The organism is Novosphingobium arvoryzae (genome assembly GCF_014652615.1).
Classification (GTDB): domain Bacteria; phylum Pseudomonadota; class Alphaproteobacteria; order Sphingomonadales; family Sphingomonadaceae; genus Novosphingobium; species Novosphingobium arvoryzae.
This window is the reverse complement of sequence record NZ_BMZD01000004.1, coordinates 263,352-284,777: the sequence shown is the minus strand read 5'-3', so window position 1 is coordinate 284,777 and position 21,426 is coordinate 263,352. Positions and strand designations below refer to the sequence as shown.

General features: G+C 65.7%; 22 protein-coding genes and 2 riboswitches. Of the genes, 8 read left to right on the top strand and 14 right to left on the bottom strand.

Annotation, left to right across the window (positions count from 1 at the left end; all coding sequences use genetic code 11):
- Nucleotides 1-82: 82 nt before the first annotated feature.
- A complete protein-coding gene (locus IE113_RS10775; RefSeq protein WP_189541274.1) occupies nt 83-541 on the bottom strand; it encodes a DUF6265 family protein in 459 nt (152 codons plus the stop codon).
- Nucleotides 538-1,449 carry a DMT family transporter gene (locus IE113_RS10770; RefSeq protein ID WP_189541272.1) on the bottom strand — a complete coding sequence of 304 codons (912 nt, stop codon included), beginning with the start codon at nt 1,447-1,449 and terminating at the stop codon, nt 538-540. Before IE113_RS10770 ends, IE113_RS10775 begins: the two co-directional genes overlap by 4 nt.
- Nucleotides 1,450-1,549: 100 nt before the next feature.
- Between IE113_RS10770 and IE113_RS10765 the strand changes: the two genes are divergently transcribed.
- The 5 genes from IE113_RS10765 to IE113_RS10745 all read left to right on the top strand — a co-directional run bounded on the left by IE113_RS10765 (nt 1,550) and on the right by IE113_RS10745 (nt 7,552).
- On the top strand, nt 1,550-2,533 hold the full coding sequence (locus IE113_RS10765; protein WP_229822285.1) for a phosphatase PAP2 family protein: 984 nt from the start codon (nt 1,550-1,552) through the stop codon (nt 2,531-2,533).
- Between the two features lie 199 nt (nt 2,534-2,732).
- The gene (locus tag IE113_RS10760) at nt 2,733-2,972 is read left to right on the top strand and encodes a hypothetical protein (RefSeq protein WP_189541270.1); all 240 of its coding nucleotides are present in this window, start codon (nt 2,733-2,735) and stop codon (nt 2,970-2,972) included.
- Between the two features lie 2 nt (nt 2,973-2,974).
- Nucleotides 2,975-4,357: a class I SAM-dependent methyltransferase gene (locus IE113_RS10755; protein WP_229822282.1), complete on the top strand. Its 1,383-nt coding sequence runs from the start codon at nt 2,975-2,977 to the stop codon at nt 4,355-4,357.
- Between the two features lie 11 nt (nt 4,358-4,368).
- Nucleotides 4,369-5,916 carry a sulfatase-like hydrolase/transferase gene (locus IE113_RS10750; RefSeq protein WP_189541266.1) on the top strand — a complete coding sequence of 516 codons (1,548 nt, stop codon included), beginning with the start codon at nt 4,369-4,371 and terminating at the stop codon, nt 5,914-5,916.
- Between the two features lie 130 nt (nt 5,917-6,046).
- Entirely contained in the window at nt 6,047-7,552 is a 1,506-nt protein-coding gene (locus tag IE113_RS10745) for a TadA family conjugal transfer-associated ATPase (protein WP_189541264.1), read from the top strand.
- Nucleotides 7,553-7,635: 83 nt separating this feature from the next.
- Here the strand turns inward: IE113_RS10745 and IE113_RS10740 are convergent, their stop codons facing one another.
- The gene (locus IE113_RS10740; RefSeq protein ID WP_229822281.1) at nt 7,636-7,887 is read right to left on the bottom strand and encodes a hypothetical protein; all 252 of its coding nucleotides are present in this window, start codon (nt 7,885-7,887) and stop codon (nt 7,636-7,638) included.
- A 19-nt stretch (nt 7,888-7,906) separates the two neighbouring features.
- Here IE113_RS10740 and IE113_RS10735 point away from each other — a divergent pair, with 19 nt between their 5' ends.
- The 3 genes from IE113_RS10735 (at nt 7,907) to IE113_RS10725 (ending at nt 10,315) form a co-directional block, all read left to right on the top strand.
- On the top strand, nt 7,907-8,815 hold the full coding sequence (locus IE113_RS10735; protein WP_189541262.1) for a DMT family transporter: 909 nt from the start codon (nt 7,907-7,909) through the stop codon (nt 8,813-8,815).
- A gap of 74 nt (nt 8,816-8,889) precedes the next feature.
- A complete protein-coding gene (locus IE113_RS10730) occupies nt 8,890-9,021 on the top strand; it encodes an entericidin A/B family lipoprotein (RefSeq protein WP_189541260.1) in 132 nt (43 codons plus the stop codon).
- 103 nt (nt 9,022-9,124) lie between these two features.
- On the top strand, nt 9,125-10,315 hold the full coding sequence (locus IE113_RS10725) for an energy transducer TonB (protein ID WP_189541257.1): 1,191 nt from the start codon (nt 9,125-9,127) through the stop codon (nt 10,313-10,315).
- A 6-nt stretch (nt 10,316-10,321) separates the two neighbouring features.
- Here IE113_RS10725 and IE113_RS10720 read toward each other — a convergent pair whose 3' ends face one another.
- The 11 genes from IE113_RS10720 to IE113_RS10670 form a co-directional block, all read right to left on the bottom strand.
- On the bottom strand, nt 10,322-10,774 hold the full coding sequence (locus tag IE113_RS10720; RefSeq protein WP_189541255.1) for an ABA4-like family protein: 453 nt from the start codon (nt 10,772-10,774) through the stop codon (nt 10,322-10,324).
- A 91-nt stretch (nt 10,775-10,865) separates the two neighbouring features.
- Entirely contained in the window at nt 10,866-12,422 is a 1,557-nt protein-coding gene (gcvPB, locus tag IE113_RS10715) for an aminomethyl-transferring glycine dehydrogenase subunit GcvPB (protein WP_189541253.1), read from the bottom strand.
- On the bottom strand, nt 12,419-13,777 hold the full coding sequence (gene gcvPA / locus IE113_RS10710; RefSeq protein ID WP_189541251.1) for an aminomethyl-transferring glycine dehydrogenase subunit GcvPA: 1,359 nt from the start codon (nt 13,775-13,777) through the stop codon (nt 12,419-12,421). The genes gcvPB and gcvPA overlap by 4 nt, the downstream gene beginning before the upstream one ends.
- Before the next feature lie 4 nt (nt 13,778-13,781).
- The gene (gene gcvH, locus IE113_RS10705; RefSeq protein ID WP_189541248.1) at nt 13,782-14,153 is read right to left on the bottom strand and encodes a glycine cleavage system protein GcvH; all 372 of its coding nucleotides are present in this window, start codon (nt 14,151-14,153) and stop codon (nt 13,782-13,784) included.
- An 11-nt stretch (nt 14,154-14,164) separates the two neighbouring features.
- Entirely contained in the window at nt 14,165-15,319 is a 1,155-nt protein-coding gene (gene gcvT, locus IE113_RS10700; RefSeq protein ID WP_373297861.1) for a glycine cleavage system aminomethyltransferase GcvT, read from the bottom strand.
- 33 nt (nt 15,320-15,352) lie between these two features.
- Nucleotides 15,353-15,459: riboswitch (glycine riboswitch) on the bottom strand.
- Nucleotides 15,460-15,579: riboswitch (glycine riboswitch) on the bottom strand.
- Between the two features lie 75 nt (nt 15,580-15,654).
- A complete protein-coding gene (locus IE113_RS10695) occupies nt 15,655-16,332 on the bottom strand; it encodes an NAD(P)H-binding protein (protein WP_189541246.1) in 678 nt (225 codons plus the stop codon).
- The gene (locus tag IE113_RS10690; protein ID WP_189541244.1) at nt 16,325-17,485 is read right to left on the bottom strand and encodes a deoxyguanosinetriphosphate triphosphohydrolase; all 1,161 of its coding nucleotides are present in this window, start codon (nt 17,483-17,485) and stop codon (nt 16,325-16,327) included. Before IE113_RS10690 ends, IE113_RS10695 begins: the two co-directional genes overlap by 8 nt.
- 8 nt (nt 17,486-17,493) lie before the next feature.
- Complete coding sequence (locus IE113_RS10685) at nt 17,494-18,189, bottom strand: aspartate/glutamate racemase family protein (protein ID WP_189541242.1); 696 nt, start codon at nt 18,187-18,189, stop codon at nt 17,494-17,496.
- Between the two features lie 69 nt (nt 18,190-18,258).
- On the bottom strand, nt 18,259-19,221 hold the full coding sequence (locus IE113_RS10680) for an alpha/beta fold hydrolase (protein WP_229822280.1): 963 nt from the start codon (nt 19,219-19,221) through the stop codon (nt 18,259-18,261).
- Nucleotides 19,218-20,207 carry an SO2930 family diheme c-type cytochrome gene (locus IE113_RS10675; protein ID WP_189541237.1) on the bottom strand — a complete coding sequence of 330 codons (990 nt, stop codon included), beginning with the start codon at nt 20,205-20,207 and terminating at the stop codon, nt 19,218-19,220. The genes IE113_RS10680 and IE113_RS10675 overlap by 4 nt, the downstream gene beginning before the upstream one ends.
- Complete coding sequence (locus IE113_RS10670) at nt 20,204-21,412, bottom strand: parallel beta-helix domain-containing protein (RefSeq protein WP_229822278.1); 1,209 nt, start codon at nt 21,410-21,412, stop codon at nt 20,204-20,206. The genes IE113_RS10675 and IE113_RS10670 overlap by 4 nt, the downstream gene beginning before the upstream one ends.
- Nucleotides 21,413-21,426: the final 14 nt, after the last annotated feature.

Below are 21,426 nucleotides of genomic sequence, written 5' to 3'. Positions count from 1 at the left end.
CAAGGAATCGAACGAAAAAGCGAAGACTGCAAAACGAACCCCGGAAGCTTGTGGCGCGGCTGGAACGATGGGCTGGCGCGGTTCAATCCCCGCCAAGCGGGGCATAGCTCCATTCCATCGGCTTGCTGCCATCGATCAGCGAAATCCGCGCCTTCAGCAGCCTGCCCTCACGCCAATACCGGATGCGCTGCGGATAGTCATGCGCCGGATTGGCAAATTCGATCATGCCATCACCATGCGCCACCAGCGGGAATTCGGCAGCAGGGACGCCGCGCGGCTGGGCGAAGAAGCTGATCGAACCATCGGCCTTGCGCTCGATCCGGGTGCTTTCCCACATCTGGAGCGTATCGCCCTTGCCCATGCGGGCCGCGCCGATCATCAGCCCGGCGCGAGGGGCAGTCCAGTATTCGTCAGACCAGCTTTTGCCCTCGTGCATTTCCCAGGCCCCGGCCAGCCAGCTTGGCAGCGTTGCCGGCGGATCGAGCGCCAGCGCGGCAGTGGCCGAACACAACGCGACAACGGAAAGAAGCAGGGACTTCATGCGGTATTTCCCTCGGTCCGGGCTGGAGCAGTATCACGCCCGGAACGCCACAGGTAAAGCCCCGCCGCGACGATGATGCCCGCCCCCAGCAGCGTCCAGGCATCGGGGTGATCATCAAACAGCAACCAGCCTGCCAGCGAGGCCACGAGCAGTTGCACATAGGTCATCGGCGCGATGGTCGCCGCCCCAGCGCGGACCGTGCCCATGTAGATCAGCCAGTGCGCGCAACTGGCCGAACACGCCACCAGCGCGCAGCGCGCCAGCACGCTCCAGTGCGGCCAGGTCAGCGCGTATTGCTCCAATCCGCTGAAGTGGAATGCCGTGGCCGCCAGAACCAGCAGCGGCGCGGCGAACAGGCCGACATAGAACTGCATTGCCAGTGCAGAGCCCTTGCCCGCCACAAACCGGTTGCCGATCATCAGCATGCTCATGCCCAGCGCCGACAGCAGCGGCAGTAGCGCCGCCAAGCCAATGGCCATGAAATTGGGCCGCAGCACGATCAGCACGCCGGTAAAGGCGATGACCGAGGCGATCCACGTCTGCCGCCGTGCCGGTTCGCCCAGCAGCACGGCCGCCAGCAGCGCGGTAATCATCGGGCTGGTGAAGGTCACAGATGTCGCGGCGGCCAGCGGCATGAAGAAGATCGCGGAGAAGAACCCCAGCGTCGCCAGGCCAACCGCCGCCCCTCGCATCAGCTGCACCTTGGGGTGCGGCATCCGGAATGCACCAGCGCCTTCGCGCGCGTGCAGCAGTCCGGCCAGTGCGATGGCCCCGATGACATAGCGCGCTGCCGCAATCGCCACGGGCGACCACTGCCCAACCATGGTCTTGACCACCACGTCGCCGAACGAGAGCGTGGCAAACCCCGCCAGCGCGAAAAGCAACCCCGAACGTTCCTGCGTCTTCATGGTCATCCCCTTGGGCCAGCCGCACGGCCAAGGCAATGGCGCGGCCATTTCGTCCACTGCGTAAGGGCATTTTAACCATGTTCGACTAGCTAACGGCCCCATGACCACGACCCTTGCGCGCGCGCTGAACCGCTTTCCCGAACTCTGGATTACCGGCGCGATGCTGGCACTGGTGGTGCTGACCGGCTGGACCATCGGCGTTCCCGTCAGCCTCCCGGAAGGCGACCGCGCGGCATTTGTCGGCATCCATTACCTCTACCCGCTGATCGGGGTAGGCGTGTGGGGCCTGTTCGCGCTGCTTGGACAGCGGCGACAACTGGCCTCCACCTTCTTCATCGCCTTGCCGTGCTATGCGATCATGCTGGTCTGCCACTTCAACCTGAAGCTGTGGCGACCGTTGATCAATCCGGCAAACTGGGACGCGTTCTATTGGCAGACCGATACCTGGCTGCGCCCGGTGGTCGATTTCTGCTTCGCCCTGCGTGAAGCGCTGCTGCCGATCATCCCGGCGGATAGCAACCTCTACATGACCGCGTTCATCGCGATGTTCTATGTCAGCTTCTGCTTCCACGCGCTGCGCAGCGCCGAGAGCTTTCGCACGCTGTTCCTGGCCGCGCTGATTTTCCAGGGCGCGGGTGCGCTGGCCTATCTGGTGATGCCCGCGCTGGGGCCGTTTCTGTATGAAACCGGGCTGGAGCCGATGCAGACCCGTGCGCAGGCCTCGATGCTGGCCAGCTATCGCGACATCGTGGCGGGCGGTGCGGGCTGGATCACCCAGAATGGCGGCACCCATATCACGGTCGGGCTGGCGGCGATGCCGTCGCTCCACACCGGGGGATCATTCCTGTTCCTGCTGTTTGCATGGCGATATGCCCGCGTGCTGGTGCCGCTCTACCTCGCGCTGTTCGGGTTCATCACGATCGATGCCGTGGCCAGCCGCTGGCACTACTTCATCGACCTGCCGGTGGGGATGCTGCTGGCCTGGGGATCGGCCTGGGCGGCGGAGCGGATCAACGCAGCTGCGCCGCAGCCTGTCGCCTCCGCGCCTGCGGCCGCTGCGCCGGAACCTGCTCTGGCGGGCTGATCGCCACCCTCCCCCATTATCCATCCGAACCCGCAGACACCGCCGCTGAACCGGCGGTGTCTTGCGTTTCGTGGTTAACCATTATTTGCCGGATCCGGCGCACCGCGGGCCAATACGGAGCGCGAAAACAACTTATTAACCATTATCCCCCTAAGAAATCAGGGAACGCCGCTACTTGCGGCACCACAAGGGGGCAGACATGCACAGTGCACGGCTCAAGCAGCATACCGGTAACATTCTCTTCGCGCTCGCGGTGACCACCGCGCTGCCGCTGGCCCCGGCCCATGCCTATCTCGACGCGGGCAGCATCAGCATGGCCTTGCAGGTCACCGTTGGCGCGATTGCCAGCGGTCTGATGATCGGCAAGCTCTATCTCCACCGTATCATGTCGTTCCTGGGCCTGCGCAAGGCCGCTTCCGACGAAGCGAAGAAGGACTGATGATGTTCGATCCCGGATCGTTCCGCGACCCGTCGGGCCGCGTGCTGATGCGCGACAGCCGGGTGCTGCGCGCGGTGTTCGAACACGGCCGCGCCGCGTTCGAAGCGGCGGACAGCGCCGGCGTCCTGCGCCGTGCCATCGACAAGGGACTGCTGCTGGACATGCAGCCGGTCGATCCGGCGGTCGTGGCGGGGATCGTCCCCACGCCGGTCCACGTGATCGAGCATCCGCGGCTGGACTTCGTATCCTATCCCTATGAGTGGACATTCTCGGCGCTCAAGGCCGCCGCGCTCCACCATCTGGACTTCCAGCTGGACCTGCTGGAACAGGGCTTCACCCTGTCCGACGCGACGGCCTACAACGTTCAGTTCAATGGCCCCCGCCCGGTGTTCATCGATCACCTTTCGGTCATTCCCTACGAGGAAGGCAGCCTGTGGACCGGCCAGCGCCAGTTCGGGATGCAGTTCCTCAATCCGCTGGTGCTGTGGGCCAAGCGCGGGATCGCGCCGAACGCCTGGTTCCGCGGTTCGCTGGAAGGGATTGCGCCCGAAGACCTGGAGCCGCTGCTGCGCACGCGCGACAAGCTGTCGTTCACCGTCATGGCCCACATCGTCGCGCAGGCCCGCCTGCAGCGCGCGGTGGTCAAGGCCGGGTTCGAGAACAAGCCCAAGGCCGCCGCGAAGCTCTCCAAGACCGCGTTCAAGGCGATCCTGGTCGGCCTGAAGGATTATATCGCCGGCCTCAACCTGCCCGAAACCAAATCGGTCTGGTCCGATTACGCCGTTCACAACAGCTATGACGATACCCGCCGAAGTGCGAAGCACGAATTCGTGGCCAAGCTGGTGCGCGAGGAAGCGCCCGGCCTGTTCTTCGATGTCGGCTGCAACAGCGGTGATTTTTCCGCCACCGCGCTCGATGCCGGGGCCGGGGCCGTCGTCGGGTTCGATTTCGATTTCGGCGCGCTGGAACGGGCCTTTGCCCGCTTCACGAAGTCCGGCCAGAAGATGCTGCCGCTGTGGCTCGATGCCGCCAACCCCAGCCCCGCGCAAGGGTGGGCGAGCGCCGAACGCAAGAGTTTTGGCGAGCGCGCCAAGGGCGATAGCATGGTCGCGCTGGCGCTGATCCACCACATCGCGATTTCGCGCAACGTGCCGCTGGATCAGGCGGTCGACTGGCTGATGGCAATGGCCCCCACCGGCATCATCGAGTTCCCCAACAAAGACGACGTGATGGTTCGCGAACTCCTGTCCAACCGTCCGGACATTTTCCCCGATTACACCGAGGAAGCCTTCGTCGCGCACGTTTCCGCGCGCGGGCGGATCGTCGAGCAGACCCGGCTGGGTGACAGCACCCGGCTGCTCGTCCGCTACGACAGCCGGACCTGAACCGGACCGGCATGACCCAGACGGATCAGAACCTGCTCCACAAGATGCCGGCCGCGGGGCTCTCCATGGCCGGCATTTTCGTGCTGACGCTGTGGCAGCCCAACACGTTGCGCCTGCCCTGGCAGGAAGCCCTGCCGACCATTGCGGTCACGCTGGGGCTGGCCGCGCTGTTCATCGCGCTGCTGCGTCCGCTGGCTGGATCGTGGCGGCGCGCATCGCTGATCGGGGCGATCTGGACTGCGTGGTGTGCCTATGGCCCGGTGGCCGTGAGCATGGTGTTCAATGCGCCCGGCTGGCGCTGGGCCGCGCTGGCCGTATTGGCGCTGTTCGCCTGGGACGTTTCGCGCAAAGTGCCGTGCGGCGAAGCCGATCTGGCCAAGGTCACGCGCCTCACCAACATCACCCTGTTGCCCTACGCCCTGATGCTGGTGACAATCGCGCTGTACAACGTCGCCCGGTTTGAAAGCACCCGCCCCGAACCGGCCACCGTGTTCAAGCTGCCCCAGGCCCGCGCCGACGCGAACAGCCCGGACGTGTGGCACATCATCATGGACCGCTATGGCGACGCGGAAACGCTCCGCAACGTCTATGGTCATGACAACCGCCCGTTTCTGGATGCCCTGCGCGCCCGCGGCTTCACCGTTTCGGACACCGCGTTCTCGAACTATCAGCGCACCGGCCATTCGGTAACCTCGACGCTGAATGCCTCCTATCTCGATCCGCTCGGCCAGGCCGGCGCCAATCCTGCCGACTGGGTGCCGCTCTACCGGGCGCTGGCGGACAATGCCGCGCTGCGCTTTTTCAACGCAGCGGGATACCGCACGATCTATTCGGGTTCGTGGTGGAACACCACGCGCCGCAGCGACAGTGCGGATACCAACATCAATTACCGCGCCCTGCCAGAGTTGGCGCAGCTGATGCTGGATCAGACCGCCATCGGCCGCGCCATGGCCGCCCTGCGGCTGCCCTATGGCGATACCCGGCGGGAACAGTGCGAGCGCACGCGCCGGGAATTCGCGCAGTTGCGCGCAGTCGCGCAATCGGGCGACCGCAAATACGTCTTCGCGCACTTCCTGGTGCCGCATCCGCCTTATGTCCTCAACGCCGATGGCACCTGCCGCGACCTCGCCGTTGCCAAGGCCGCGACCCGCGCGCAGAACTATGCCGGGCAGGTCGAGTACGCCAACCGCGAGCTGCTGGCCCTGATCGACCGGATCCTGGCCGGGCCGCGCAAGGCCACGATCGTGCTGCACGCCGACGAGGGCCCCTGGCCCGCGCCCTATTTCGATAACGAACACGAACAAGGACAAGACCCCGTCGCCGTCGACTGGCCCAATCTGGACCGCGCCGCCCTGCGGGAGAAGCTGGGCATCCTGATGGCAATCCGCCACGCCGACGGCGCCCCCGCCCCGGCGCTGCAATCGCCCGTCAACATCTATCCGGTGGTGCTGAACCATTCATTTGGCGGGAAATTCCCGCTCCAGCCGGACCGGCATTTCGTCTTCAACCGCGAGGACGCGCTGTACACCTTCACCGATGTCGGCGGGAAAATCCGGTGATCGCGATGGCCAGTTTGCGCGGCATATTAGGAAATATTCAAAGTTTCCGTCCTATTCACCATGTCGATAAGTCACGGGGTAGGCATCCCTGCGGCATCAGAACAAACCGATTTCCGAGGGTTTCCGCACGATGAGCGCTTTTGGCCGACGCAATGGAGTAGGTGGCATGGCCCCCGGGGCCCGGCCGCAATTCGGTGTCGCGCGTCCGATGAAGGGCGGGATCGATGCGGTAAAGGCCGTGCCGGAACAGGCCATGCCGCTGCCCGGCGAAGACCTGAACGCCCCGATGCTCGACCCGTCGCGGCAAGACCCGATGACCCGCCTGGCCGACCGCGTGAACGGCGTGGCCGAAGGCAACTACCAGGCCGAAGGGTTCGAAGCCTCGGTCCACAAGATCAAGGAACAGGTGCTGCCGCGCCTGCTGGAGCGCGTTGACCCCGAAGCCGCCGCGACCCTGACCAAGGATGAGCTGTCGGAAGAATTCCGCCCGATCATCATGGAAGTGCTGGCGGAACTGAAGGTCACCCTCAACCGGCGCGAACAGTTCGCGCTGGAAAAGGTACTGATCGACGAGCTGCTGGGCTTTGGCCCGCTGGAGGAACTGCTCAACGACCCCGACGTGTCGGACATCATGGTCAACGGGCCGGAACAGACCTACATCGAAAAGAAGGGCAAGCTCCAGATCGCGCCGATCCGGTTCCGCGACGAAGCCCACCTGTTCCAGATCGCCCAGCGCATCGTGAACCAGGTCGGCCGCCGCGTCGACCAGACCACCCCGCTGTGCGACGCCCGCCTGAAGGACGGCAGCCGCGTCAACGTGATCGTGCCCCCGCTGTCCCTGCGCGGCACCGCGATCTCGATTCGTAAGTTTTCCGAAAAGCCGATCACGCTGGATATGCTGCGCGATTTCGGATCGATGTCTGACAAGATGTGCACCGCGCTGAAAATCGCGGGTGCCTGCCGGATGAACATCGTGATTTCGGGTGGTACGGGTTCGGGTAAGACGACCATGCTCAACGCCATGTCGAAGATGATCGACCCGGGCGAGCGCGTGCTGACCATCGAAGACGCCGCCGAACTGCGGCTGCAGCAGCCCCACTGGCTGCCGCTGGAAACCCGCCCGCCGAACCTGGAAGGGCAAGGCGCGATCACCATCGGCGATCTCGTCAAGAACGCCCTGCGTATGCGTCCGGACCGGATCATCCTGGGCGAAATCCGCGGCGCGGAGTGCTTTGACCTCCTCGCCGCGATGAACACCGGTCACGATGGCTCGATGTGCACGCTCCACGCCAACAGCGCGCGCGAAGCCCTTGGCCGTATGGAAAACATGATCCTGATGGGCGACATCAAGATCCCCAAGGAAGCCATCAGCCGCCAGATCGCCGAATCGGTTGACCTGATCGTGCAGGTCAAGCGCCTGCGCGACGGTTCGCGCCGCACCACCGGCATCACCGAAGTGATCGGGATGGAAGGCGAAGTGATCGTCACGCAGGAACTGTTCAAGTTCGAATACCTGGACGAAAGCGACGACGGCAAGATCATCGGCGAATTCCGCGCCAGCGGGCTGCGCCCCTACACGCTGGAAAAGGCCCGCCAGTTCGGCTTCGATCAGGCCTATCTGGAAGCGTGTCTGTAAAACCTCTGTCCGAAACTGACGTTTCGGAAGAAGCGGCAGGGGCCCGCTCCTGAAATTCGCCTCCTTCGAATTTCAAACAGGAACTACGCGTTCAGCCACCCATGCAGCGCTGCGATCAACAGCAGCAGCGCCGCAAAGGTGGACCAGAACGAGATGTCCCGCCACGCGATCAGCCCGACCGCATCGGGATCGCTGCGCCGCATCCGGCGGCGGTCGGCGGCCCATGCCAGCACCGCGACCAGTGCCGCGCCGATGCCCGGCAGCAACCACCACAGCACCCAATCATGATAAAGCCAATCGTCCAGCGCGGCCGGGATCAGGTCTTGTAGAAGCATCGCGCGCCGCTAAGGCGAAATGGTGCAGCCTGTCCAGCGCCCGTTCCTTGCCTTGTTCCTGCGCCTGCTGGCGACGGGCGTTCTGGCGACCCTGATCATGCTGGTCAAATACACCTCGGAAACCGGGGTGGCCTTTGCCGAAATCCTGTTCTGGCGGCAATTTCCCACGGTGATCCTGATCCTGGGGTGGCTGGCCTTGCGCGGGGAAATCGGCCGCCTGCGCACCCGGCGTCTGCCAGTCCATGCGCGGCGGGCGTTCCTGGGGCTGACGGGCATGTGCTTCACGTTCGGTGCGCCGATCCTGCTGCCGCTGGCTGAATCGACCACGCTGGGCTTCACCACCCCGATTTTCGCGGTGATCCTCTCGGCCCTGCTGCTGCGCGAAAAGGTCGGTCCCGTGCGGTGGCTGGCGGTCGTGCTGGGCTTTACCGGCGTCATCATCATCGCCCAGCCGGGGCAATCGCACATCCCGCCGTTCGGCGCGTTCGTGGGGCTGGGCGCGGGTTTCATGGTTGCGCTGATCTCGATCCAGGTGCGCGATCTGGGGCGGACGGATGAATCGATCTCGATCGTGTTCTGGTTCGCGGCGCTGTCCAGCCCGTTCCTGCTTGCAGCCCTGCCCTTCGTGATCAGTGCCCATACGCCCTGGCAATGGTTCCTGCTGCTGTCCTGCGGGTTGCTGGGCTGCATCGGCCAGCTGCTGCTGACGGCGTCGCTGCGCTATGGTCAGGTCGCGACGGTTATCGTGATGGATTACACCGCGCTGGTCTGGGCCACGCTCTATGGCTGGCTGGTGTGGGACCAGTTGCCCCCCGCCGCGACCTGGCTGGGTGCGCCCGCGATCATCGCCGCCGGGGCCATCATTGCCTGGCGCGAACATCGCCTGAATCAGCGCACCCCGCCAGCCACCGCCAGCGCGGGCGAATAAGACCCGTTCTTCCCCTGTTCAGGCTGACTGCCTAGACTGGCGCTGCCTTCGGGTCGCACCAGAGGAGAACAAGGATGATTCGCAAACTGCTCGCCACACTCGCGCTGACCGGCGTGGTGCTGGGCACGGCCGGCTGCAACACCGTGAAGGGCCTGGGCCGCGACATCGAATCGGTAGGCGAAGCCGGCGACAAGGTCGTGCGCTGACGCACGGTTCAGCGGCGCTGGTTGCCCGTCGGTCGAATACGCGGTGCAATTGGCCTATCATGTTGTATCGCTTGGGCTTCCGACCCTGACGGGAGCCTGTTTGATGCGTGTTTTCCTGCTGTCCTGTACTGCCGCCCTCACCTTTGCGGCCCCCGCGCTGGCGCAGGACATCGTCGTGACCGGCAAGCCGCTGTCGCAGACGGAAGCGGAACTGGAAGCCTGCCTCAAGCGCCAGTGCCCGCCTGATCAGGACGTCGCGGCCACCCTGGCCCATGCCGAAAACCTGTTCGTCGCGGGCAAGTACAAGGACAGCCGCACCACCCTGAAGGCATCGCTCGGTCGCAATCGCCAGCACGGCAAGGCCTATCCGGTGCCGGTGTCTGACCTGCTGCGCGCCAACAGCCGGATTGCCGAGCACGTGGGCGAGGCGAAAGACTTCCAGCTGTCCGTGCTGGAAATGCGCGATACGCTGAAGAAGGGCGTCGGCGCCGATGATTTCCGCACACTGGTCGCCCAGATCGAAGTGGGCGACAGCCGCGCCAAGCTGGGCTTCGCCAAGGACGCCGAACGGATCTATGGCGAAGTTGAAAAGAAGGCGCTGAACCTGGGTCAGCACCGCGTCGCCAGCTTTGCCCGGCTGCGCAAGGCCCTGCTCACCCAGGTTGCCTACGATGCGGAACCGACCAACGCCTATTTGCGGGAAAAGCTGGGGCGCGAGCTGGGCCAGCTGATCGATCAGCCGCTGCCGGGCAGCGACGAGTTCGCTCTGGCCGCCGAAGTGCTGCGCGCCAAGGTTGACCGCAAGACGGGCGACATGGCCTCCACCGATGCGCTGATCAAGCGCTTCGCCCAGCGCGGCGGCGTGACCCGCCCGGTCTTGCTGTATGCCGAACCGCTGGAGCGCGCGCTGGGTGATCAGGACTTCCCCGAAACCATGAGCGGGCTCAACACGCTCAACCAGTTGACCGCGATCCAGAACCGCGGACAATGGGCCGACGTCGGCTTCTGGATCAGCGCGGACGGCAAGGTCAGCGACGTCGATGTGCTGCGCAAGTCGGGCGAGCAATCGTGGCTGAAGCCGGTGCTGAAGAACATCGCCAAGCGGATCTATGCTCCGCTCAAGCAGAATGGCGATACCGCACCGGGGTTCTACATGGTCGAGCGTTACACCCAGACCGCGCGCATCGCCGAGGACCAGACCGGCACCCGCCTCCGCCGCCGCGAGGCCACGCCCCGGATCGAGGTGATGGACCTGACGCCGGATAACTACGAAGCGCCCAAGCCCGAAGCCTGAGCGATCTCAGCCCCGCCCGGTCTGCCGCGCCGCCCGCTCACGCGCAATCAGCCAGCACAGCAGGCCGACCGGCCCGGCGATGAACGTCGCCAGCAGGAACGGCGCCTGCCAGACGCGGCTGAACTGCTTGGCATCGGCATCCCGGGCGATCCACAGGCCGGTGAACAGATCAAACGCCAGATAGTGCGTCCAGCCGATCACCACCCCGCCGTCGCTCATGAACAGGGCGCGCACGCCCTCGATCGAGGTCGCGCCCGGCGCACCAGCCCCCGGCACCGCTCCGGGATCGACCGCGCCAGACAGGAACAGCGCGAAGCAGACGGCATAGATCAGGCAAAGCAGCGCCACGCCCAGATAGAGGATCGCGCTGTGCGTCAGTGGCTTGCGCGGGAACAGGATCAGCAGCAACCAGCCCAGCAAGGCGAGGATATTGGTCAGGCTGAACAGAACGGGCCACATCGCTGAAACTCCCCCGAAAACGGATCAGGGCGACCCGGCCAAACCGGATCGCCCCGTCCTTGTTTACGCCCGCCGCGGCGGGGTCAAGTGCCTACCCCTGCCAGGTCAGCACCGGCTTGCGCGCGGCCAGCGTCTCATCCAGCCGGCGACGCGGGGCAAAGTGCGGCGCGCTTTTCAGCGTTTCGTCGCCGGCCTTGGCTCGCTCTGCCAGACTGCGCATCGACGCGATGAACCGGTCCAGTCCTGCCTTGCTCTCCGTCTCGGTCGGCTCGATCAACATCGCGCCGTGGACGACCAGCGGGAAATAGACCGTCATCGGGTGGAACCCTTCGTCGATCAGCCCCTTGGCCATGTCGAGCGTGGAGAACCCCTCGGCGAGGCCCGCATCGCTGAACAGCGCTTCGTGCATGCACGGCCCCGCCGCCCCGAACGGCGCGTCGAGCACATCGTCAAGGCTGCGCAGGACGTAGTTGGCGTTGAGCACCGCGTCCTCGGCCACTTGCCGCAGCCCGTCCGCGCCGTGGCTGAGGATATAGGTCAGCGCGCGGGTGAACATCCCCATCTGGCCGTGGAACGCCGCCATCCGGCCAAAACTGGTCGGCATTTCGGTCGCCGCGTCCTCTTCCTCGATCAGGCGCACGGTGCCATCGGCCATCCGCGCGGTCCACGGCAGCGGGCCGAACGGGGCCAGCGCCTCGGACAGCACGACCGGCCCGGACCCCGGACCGCCGCCACCATGCGGGGTGGAAAACGTCTTGTGCAGGTTGATATGCATCGCATCGATGCCAAGGTCACCCGGACGGACCTTGCCAACAATGGCGTTGAAATTCGCGCCGTCGCAATAGACATAACCGCCCGCGGCATGAACCGCGTCGGAAATCGCCTTCATGTCGCGCTCGAACAGCCCGCAGGTGTTGGGGTTGGTGATCATCACCCCGGCCACGTGCGGCCCCAGCTTCGCGGTCAGCGCGGCCAGATCGACACGGCCATCGGCCGTCGCGGGAATGCTCTCCACACTGAAGCCCGCGAAAGCGGCGGTCGCCGGGTTGGTGCCATGTGCGCTCTCCGGCACGAGGATGACCGTCCGGTCCTCGCCGCGCGCCTCGATCGCCGCCTTGATGCACAACAAGCCGCACAGCTCGCCATGCGCGCCGGCCTTGGGCGACATCGCCACGCCGTGCATGCCGGTCAACTCGATCAGCCACACCGCCAACTCGTTGATCGCGGCCAGCGCCCCCCGCACCGTCTGCTGCGGCTGGAGCGGGTGAACGTCCGCAAAGCCCGGCAGGCGGGCCAGCTTTTCGTTCAGGCGCGGGTTGTGCTTCATGGTGCACGATCCCAGCGGAAACGGCCCCAGATCGATCGCATAGTTCTGGCGCGACAGGCGGGTATAGTGCCGCACCGTTTCCGGTTCGGTCAGCCCCGGCAGCGCGGGCGCTTCGGCGCGCAGGAACCCAGCCAGCGTATCCAGCGGTTCCAGTTCCAGATCATCGATATCGACCCCTGTGGTCCCAGGTTCGCGCAACTCGAAAATCAGCGGTTCTTCCAGCATCAGCGCGCGGTCGCCGCTAACAGTGGGGCTTTCGAAGCCTTCGGGAGCGGCGACGCCCATCGCGGGGCGCCAGCCAGAGGGATTGGGCGCGTTCATGCCAGCACTCCTTCAAGCGCGGTGCCAAAGGCCTCGATATCCTCCGGCGAAGTCAGTTCGGTCGCGGTGACGAGCAAGCCGTTCGCCAGCGCGGTTTCCTGCGGATAGAGCCGCCCCAGCGAGACCCCGCCCAGCACGCGCCGGTCAGCCAGTTCGCGCACCACATCGCGCGCATCGCGCGGCAGGATCACGGTGAACTCGTTGAAGTATGCGCGATTCAGCACCGTCACGCCCGGCACAGCCGCCAGCCGCGCGGCCAGCTGCTGCGCGCGGGCGTGGTTGACGCGGGCCAGCTTGGCCAGCCCCGCCCCGCCCAGCAAGGTCATGTGAATGCTGAAAGCCAGCGCGCAAAGCCCTGCATTCGTGCAGATATTGCTCGTCGCCTTCTCGCGCCGGATATGCTGTTCGCGGGTCGAAAGCGTCAGCACGAAGCCGCGCTTGCCGGTGGCGTCAACCGTCTGACCGCACAAGCGGCCCGGCATCTGCCGGACATACTTTTCACGGCACCCGAACAGGCCAAGGTACGGCCCGCCGAATTGCAGGCCGACGCCCAGCGCCTGCCCTTCACCCACCACGATATCCGCGCCGAGCTTGCCCGGCGCTTCGATCAGGCCCAGCGCGACCGGCTCGGTCACCACCGCGATCACCAGCGCACCGTGCGCCTGTGCAGCGGCGGCGATCTTCGCCAGATCGGGGATGCGGCCCAGAATGTCGGGATACTGGACCACCACGCACGACGTCTCTGCGTCAATCGCGGCAATAACGGCGTCATCATCCGGCACGGCGTCCAGCACCGGAGCGCGGGTTTCCAGCACATCGCCGGTAAAGCGCGCCATGGTCGCGGCCGTGCTGACGTAGTGCGGGTGCAGCCCGCCTGAAAGCACCGCCCTCTTGCGCCGCGTGATCCGGGCCGCCATCGCAATGGCTTCCCAGCAGGCGGTCGAGCCATCGTACATCGAGGCATTGGCGACGTCCGTGCCCAGCAGCCGCGCAACCTGGGTCTGGAATTCGAACAGCACCTGCAACGTGCCCTGCGCGATTTCCGGCTGGTAGGGCGTATAGGCGGTCAGGAACTCGCCGCGCTGGATCAGGTGATCGACGCTGGCGGGCACGTGATGACGGTATGCCCCCGCCCCCAGGAAGAACGGCGCGGCACCGGCCGACAGGTTCTGGGCAGCCAATGCGGTCATGTGGCGTTCGACCGCCATCTCGCTGGCGTGGTGCGGCAGGCCCGGAACCGGTCCGGGCAGGCGCGCGGCGGCGGGCACATCCGCGAACAGATCGTCCACCGATGCCGCGCCGATCACGCCCAGCATCTCGGCCCGGTCGGCCGAGGTCAGGGGAAGATAGCGCATCGCCTTACAGCCCCGCGACGTAGGCGTTGTAAGCCGCCTGATCCATCATGCCGTCCAGTTCACCCGCATCGGCGAGCGTGACGCGGAACAGCCAGCCGCCGGTTTCGGGATCGGTGTTGACCAGTTCCGGCTCGTCACCCAGCGCCTCGTTGACGTCGGTGACAGTGCCGCTGACCGGCGCATACACGTCGCTGGCGGCCTTGACGCTGTCGACCACGCAGGGCGCATCGCCCCTCTTCAGCACCGCGCCCACTTCGGGCAGGTCGACATAAGTGATGTCACCCAGCTGGCCTTGGGCATAGTCGGTAATCCCGACGGTGCCAGTATCGCCGTCGACTTCGATCCATTCGTGGTCTTGCGTGAAATAGCGGGGCATCGGGAAACTCCTCAACGGTGATAGCGGTGGGGGACAAACGGCATCGGCACCACCACGGCGGGCAGGCGCTTGCCGCGCAGTTCGATTTCAAGCGCCGTGCCGGGGGCAGTGTGCGCGGCGGCGACATAGGCCATGGCGATGGGGTGGTTCAGCGTGGGCGAGAAACCACCTGAAGTCAGGACGCCAACCTTTTCATTTCCTGCAAAAACAGCTGCGCCTTCGCGCGCAGCCTGGCGACCTTCCAGGTTGAGGCCGACCCGTTTGCGCGGAGCGCCATTCGCCAACTCGGCGAGGATACGTTCGGCGCCGGGGAAGCCGCCTTCGGTACGGCGGCGCTTGTTGATGCCGAACGCCAGATCGGCCTCGACCGGGCTGGTTTCGGGCGAGAGGTCATGGCCATAGAGCGGCAGACCCGCTTCCAGCCGCAGCGAATCCCGCGCGCCGAGGCCGATGGGCTTCACTTCAGGCTGGGCGCAGAGCAGATCGGCGACTTCGGCGGCAGCTTCGGCCGGGATGGCGATTTCGAACCCGTCCTCGCCGGTGTAGCCGGAGCGGCTGATCCACGCATCGACCCCGGCCAGCTTGAACTGCCCGCCCTTCATGAACGTCAGCGCGGAAAGCGGGTTTTCGCCGCTGACCACCCGGTTCAGCGCCGCGAAGGCCTGCGGCCCTTGCAGGGCCAGCAGCGCGGAATCCTCCAGGTGGTTGATATTCACGGCATCGGGCAGCGCCTCGCGCAAGTGGCCGATATCGTCCCACTTCGTCGCGCCGTTGACGACAAGGTAGAACCCTTCGTTCCAGCGGGTGACCATCAGGTCGTCGAGAATCCCGCCCTGGTCATCCAGCAGCAACGAATAGCGCGGCGCATAGGGCTTGAGCGTGGACAGGTCGATCGGCAGCACGGCTTCGAGAGCGGCTTCGACGCCCTCTCCCGAAATATACAGTTGGCCCATGTGAGACACATCGAACAGCCCGGCGCTCTCGCGCGTCCAGGTGTGTTCGGCGATGATCCCCTCGTACTGGACCGGCATCCAGTAGCCCGCGAATTCGACCATCCGGCCGCCGCGCGCGCGGTGCCAGACGTCCAGCGGCAAGGTTCCGGTTTCGGGGGTTTCCGCCTCATCCGCACCGTCGTTTGCGCCATCAATTTCGTAAGTATCGCTCACTAATAAAATTCCCGTACAGTTGTGGCACCTTGCGGTGCCCCCTCTGTCACGGAAACCTGAGAGCTTTCCCGGATGGTAGTCCGGTTACCCCTTCGGCGGCCCTGCCGGTTGCGGCATGAGCACTTTCCAGAGCGTCGCTATCGACCCACGCGGTCCATTGGCCTGAGAGATTCCGGGGCGGTTGCTCCTTCGGCGTCCAGTGATTCTCCAATCCCCCTTGGGGAACTGCCGAATCGCAGGAACTCTCCCGCGCGATCAGCGACTGGGTGCTGCATGGCTTTGTGCATCTGCGAAGTCAACGGGGGGCGGGAATTCATCCCCGCCAGGCCTGCGATTCAATCCGCCTTGCGCGCCGCGCGCAGAATGCCATCGTGCTCGAACACGAACCGCCCCGCCGCTTTTTCGCGCGTCAGGCCAACAATCGCCCGCGCCATTGTTTCAGCCTTTACAGAGCGATACTTGCGATATTTGCCCTGCATCAGCAGGTCCAGCAGCGGGCTGAGGATCATGCCGATCCGCTCTGCCGGGCGGACCTCTACGCGCGGCCCGCGCAGCAGGCCGGGGCGCAGCACGTCCAGCCGGGGGATGCCCAGCTTGCCCAGTGCCTGTTCGGTTTCGCCCTTTACCCGCAGGTAAAAGTTCTTCGTCCCCGCATCCGCGCCAACCGAGGAGACGACGATCATCTGCCGGATTCCGGCCTCTTTCGCAGCTTTGCCGCAAGCCAGCACCAGATGCTGATCGACGCTGCGGAACACCGCCTCGTCCTTGCCGGCCGCTTTCCAGGTGGTGCCCAGCGCGCAGACCAGCACATCGGCATTGGCAGCGGCAATGGCATCGGCCCAGTTGGCGGGATCGGCCACCAGGACTTCCATGCGCGCGCCGGGCGGCAGCGGGATTTCGCGCCGCGCAATGGCGATCACGCGAATGTCGCTGCGCCCCACGGCCAGCCTGATCAGGCTGGACCCGATCAGGCCGGATGCTCCGACCAGCGCAATGCGGATGGGCTTAGACATTGCTCAGCCCCTCCGGCGTGCGGCCATAGATCCTGGCATAGGCGGAAATGGCGTAGCGGTCGGTCATCCCGGCGATGAAATCCGCGATATGGCGGCTGCGTGCTGGCTCTTCTGCCGGCATGCGCGCAACCCACCCCGACTCCATCAACGCGGGATCCTGCGCATAGGCGGCATAGAGCTCCGCCGTCACGGCCCGCGCCCGCTCCGCCGTCTGCAATTGCTGCGGGTGATGGTAAAGCCTGGCATACATGAACCGCTTGAGCGTGCGCTCCTGCTCCGCCAGCGCGGACGAGAACGCGGCGGTCGCCCGCCCTGCCCCGCGCACATCATCAACGGATGTCATGCCGGCCGCGCGCGCCGCAGTTTCCCCGATCACGTCGTTGACCATCCAGCCGATCTGGCTGCGGACCAGTTCACGCAGACGCCGGTCCTGCGGAGCACTGGGGAACTTGCGCTCGATCGCGCGCCACTGGTCGCCCACGAAATCCAGCGCCAGCAGCTCGTCGAGTTCAAGGAACCCCGCGCGCAGGCCATCGTCGATGTCGTGGTTGTCATAGGCAATGTCATCCGCCAGCGCAGCGACTTGCGCTTCGAGGCTGGACCACTGCGACAGGTCGAGCGGAAACGCCGCGTCCAGCTCCGCCAGCGCCCAGTTGACCATGCCCACCGGGCCGTTGTGCTTGGCCAGCCCTTCCAGCAGCTCCCAGGTCAGGTTCAGCCCTTCGTGCTCGCAATAAGGGCTTTCCAGCCGCATCAACGTGCGCAGCGACATGGCGTTGTGATCGAACCCGCCGAACTTCTGCAAGGCGGCGTCCAACGCATCCTCGCCCGCGTGGCCGAACGGGGGATGGCCGATGTCATGCGCCAGGCACAGCGCCTCGGTCAGGTCCTCGTCCAGTCCCAGCGCGCGGGCGATCACCCGGCCGATCTGCGCCACTTCGAGGCTGTGGGTCAGCCGGACGCGGTAATGATCGCCGTCGGGCGCGACGAACACCTGCGTCTTGTGGCGCAGGCGGCGGAACGCGATCGAATGGACGATCCGGTCACGGTCGCGCTGGTAATCGCTGCGCGGCCCGCGGGCGAGCGCGCCTTCCAGCGGAAATTCCCGCCCCCGGCTGCGCGCCGGATCGCTGGCATAAGGTGCGCGGGTCACGAGGCCGCTCAACCTTCGCCCATGATCCAGTCGACCGCCGCTTCGGCATGAATGCGGGTGCAGTCATAGACCGGCAGGACATTGGCATCGACATCGACCACCATTTCCAGCTCGGTGCAGCCCAGCACGACCGCTTCGGCCCCGTCCTGATCAAGGTTGGTGAGGATGGTCTTCAGTTCCCGCTCGGACTGACGGGTGGCCTTGCCCAGCAGCAGCTCGTCATAAATAATCCGGTCCAGCGTATCGACGAACTGCATTTCCGGCGGCAGCAGTTCGATGTCGCGGGCGATCAGTTTCTGCCGATAGAAGCTTTCGGTCATGACGTTGCGCGTGCCGATCAGCGCGGCTTTCTTCACCCCGTCTGCCGCCATGCGCGCGGCGACGCATTCCGCAATGTGGATGATCGGCACGCCAACGCGGGCAGCGACCTGATCATAGACCTTGTGCATCGAATTGGCGCCAATCAGCAACGCGGTTGCTCCGGCAGCTTCCAGTCGCTGCGCCGAGGCGGACAACACCTCTGCCGCATGGGCCCATTCATCGCTGCCCGACAAACGCGCCATGCCTTCGAAATCGAGGCTTTCGATCAGCATGGGTGCGCTGTGGCGCTGCCCGGCGCGGGCCTGGACCAGCTTGTTGATGTGCTCGTAATAGGTGCGGGTCGACAGCCAGGACATGCCGCCGATCAGGCCGATTTTGCGCAAGTTGGAATACTCCCCTGGGGACAGCCCCTGTTGCCCCGGCCTTAGAGAAGCTGCGCGCCCCCGTCCAGTTCAGCCGACCTTGCTGCCAATCCCTTGCGCCGCAAGAAAGGCCTGCAAATCCGCCGCACTGCGCGCCGCTGCTTCCTCGTGCGGCAAGTGGCCGATGCCGGGATAGGCCACCAGCTTGGCCCCCGGAATGGTCTGCGCGAACAGCTGGCCTGCCGCGAACGGGATCAGCGCGTCCTCCTCGCCCCAGATCACCAGTGTCGGCACATTCAGGCTGGCCAGTTGCTGCGTAGTATAGGGCACGCGCGGCGTGGCAAAGCGTTCCATCGTCGCCTGCCGGTTGCCGGGATAGCGGAGCAGTTCCCAGTACCGATCGATCATCGCTTCGGTCACGATGGCCTGGTTTGACACGCTCTGTCGCAAGCTGCGCTCCACCAGCGCGCGCGGGGTGACCTGCCCCATCACCCAGCTGATCCCCGGCATCCGGGCAAGCGTAAAACCGATGTTGCCCTTGGCCGCCTGCGTCACCGGCGCCCCCGCTGCGTCGACCAAGACCAGCGCGGACAAGCGCTCCGGATGCTTCAGCGCATAGGCCAGCGCGATCCCGCCTCCCATCGAATTGCCTGCCAGCGTGAACTGCTTCAGCCCCAACTTGTCCGCAACCTGCCCCAGCGTTTCGGCAAAGGCGGCGGGCGTGTAATCGCCGCGCGGATGCGGCCCGGTCAGGCCGTGGCCGAACTGGTCGTACCGGATCACGCGGTAACGCCCTTTCAGCGCCTGCACCCACGGTTCCCACGTGTGGAGATCGGCGTTGGAGCCATGCAGCAGCACGATCGCCGGCGCATCGCGCGGGCCTTCGTCGCGGATGTGGACGGCGCGGTCCCCCTCCACCAGCAGGAACTTCGATGGTGGCGCGCCATACTTCGCCGCCATTTCGCGGGGATCGGTGTCAGGCGTGCGGAACGTGTAAAGCGTGATCAACGCCGCTGCGAGCAACCAGCCAAACACCTTGAGCGCCGTCTTCACTGTTTCATTCCCCTGATCCATTCGGCCACTACGGCCAGCCCGTCCGGATCGACGCTGTCACGCCCCACTTCGGGCATGGACACCCCGCCTTCCAGACTGGCCATGCGGTGATAGAGGATCGACGCGTCCGGATCGCCCGGCGCGATATCAAACGCCAGCCCGCCCGACCCGCGCCCCGCCGCGACCGGGCGCTTGCCGATCCCCAGCGCCACCGGGTCGGCCTGTTCCCAGTCCAGGAACAGCCCGGAATTGGACGCCGCCCCGCGCGGGTTGTGGCAATGCGCACAGTTGGCATCCAGATAGCCACGCGCGGCATCGGCCACCGGCACTTTCGCGCGGTCCTCCCACAAGGGCACCCGGCGCGCCACTTGCGGCACGGCATCCAGCCGCCCGGACTTGTGAAACGCGGTCAGCCACGCGGCGGGCAGGTTGCGCGCCTTTGGTCCCAGCGGCGTCACCGCGCCGCCACTGGCGTGGCATTCCTTGCACTGGTTCTTGTTGGGAATGGCATAGCTGATCGGCTGGCCCGCCGGGGTCTTGGCCGGGAATCGCGCCCCCGCCAGCACGAGTTTTGCCTCGGTCTGCTCCGCATTCCACTGATAGGGCAGCGCCAGCCAGCCGTCTGCGCGGTGCAGCAGCACGCGAGTTTCGATCAGCCGCCCATCCAGCTTGAACGTCTTGATCAACGCGGAGCCGACCGGCAGGTCCAGTAGGCCATCACCCTGCGCGCGCGCCTGCTTCCCCGCTGGCACGAACACGAACCGCAGCTTTTCCGCCCCGTCCGACCACAGCGGGGTCTGGACACGATAAGGTGTCACCCCCGCCGCCGGAATCTGCCGCGCGCCGTCACGGAAAAAGCCGTATTCGCCCAGCGTTGCGGGGAATCCGGCCGCCGTGATCGCCCCCGCGTTGACCTGCACGCGCGCTTGCGGCGCGGCAGCCACCGCCGCTCCGGCCAGCAGCACAGCCGCCAGCAGCACTCTCACCGCGCGATCCGGGCCTCAAGCGCGGCAGGGGCACCGACCGGGCCGGGCATGACCAGCTCTGCCGGATCGGCGGGCGTGACCAGCGCCGGGTTGGCCTTGTCCATGCCCACGCCCTGTGCGGGCACGTTCAGCGTCAGCACCGGCCCGCGCGGGGCAAGCGCCAGCGCATCCTTGCCGCCCAGCCCGTCCCACAGCACTGCCGGCAAAGCGCCGCCGAACGCGGCCTTCAGCTGATCTCCGCCCGGCAGCGCCGGATCGGTCCCGCCGCCGGTGATCCGGTTTTGCCCGATAACCACGCGGCGCGGGAACGGGTTGTAGCGCTTGTCATCGAAGGCGTTGGGATAGGCGACGACCATGATCTGCCCGGTCGAATTGTCGACCAGCGTGTTGTCCTTCACCAGCACGGTATCGTTGGCCATGATCATCACGCCCGTGCCACGCGGCACCCCGGCAACGATATTGCCCTTGGGCGCGAAGTTGGGCGTGTCGTTGGCGATCACCAGGTTGTGTTCGATCACGGTCTCGCCCCCGTTCATCACGGGCAGGTTCGGCAAATCGAACACTAGGATGCCGCCGGTATTGCGGGTGACGAGGTTGCCCGTCACCAGCGCGCGCCGGCTGTTCTCGATCTCGATGCCCGCAACGTTGTATTCGGCCATGTTGTAGCGGACGGTGATGTCCTTGCTCTGCCCGACATAGATGCCCGCGTCGGACGCGCCGGTTACCTTGCAGCCATCGACCAGCACGCCGGTACTTTCGACCGGATAGATGCCATAGGCGCCATTGGTTTCGCGCGGGCCGCCGGTCCATTCCACGCGGATGCGGTAATAGACGATATTGTCCGCGCCCTTGGACTTGATCCCGTCGCCGCGGGTGTTCTCCACCGCGAAATCGCGCAGGGTGACGTTGTCGGACGTAACCAGCAGGCCCTCGCCCGCGCCCTTCTGCCCGGTGAAGTCCAGCACCGTCGATTCCATCCCCGCGCCGCGCACGGTCACGCCGTTGACGTCAAGCGACAGCCCGTCCGTCAACGTGAAGCGCCCCGCCCCCAGTTCGACGACGTCGCCCGGTTCGGCGAGGATCAGGGCCTCCTGCAAGCGCGCCTGCGCACCGTCCCCGGCGGCGACGGCCAGCGTTTTGGCATGGAGTGGAGCCGTCAGCGCAAGCGCGGAGACAGCGACGATCAGGTTTATCGGCATCCTCATGGGATGCGATGATG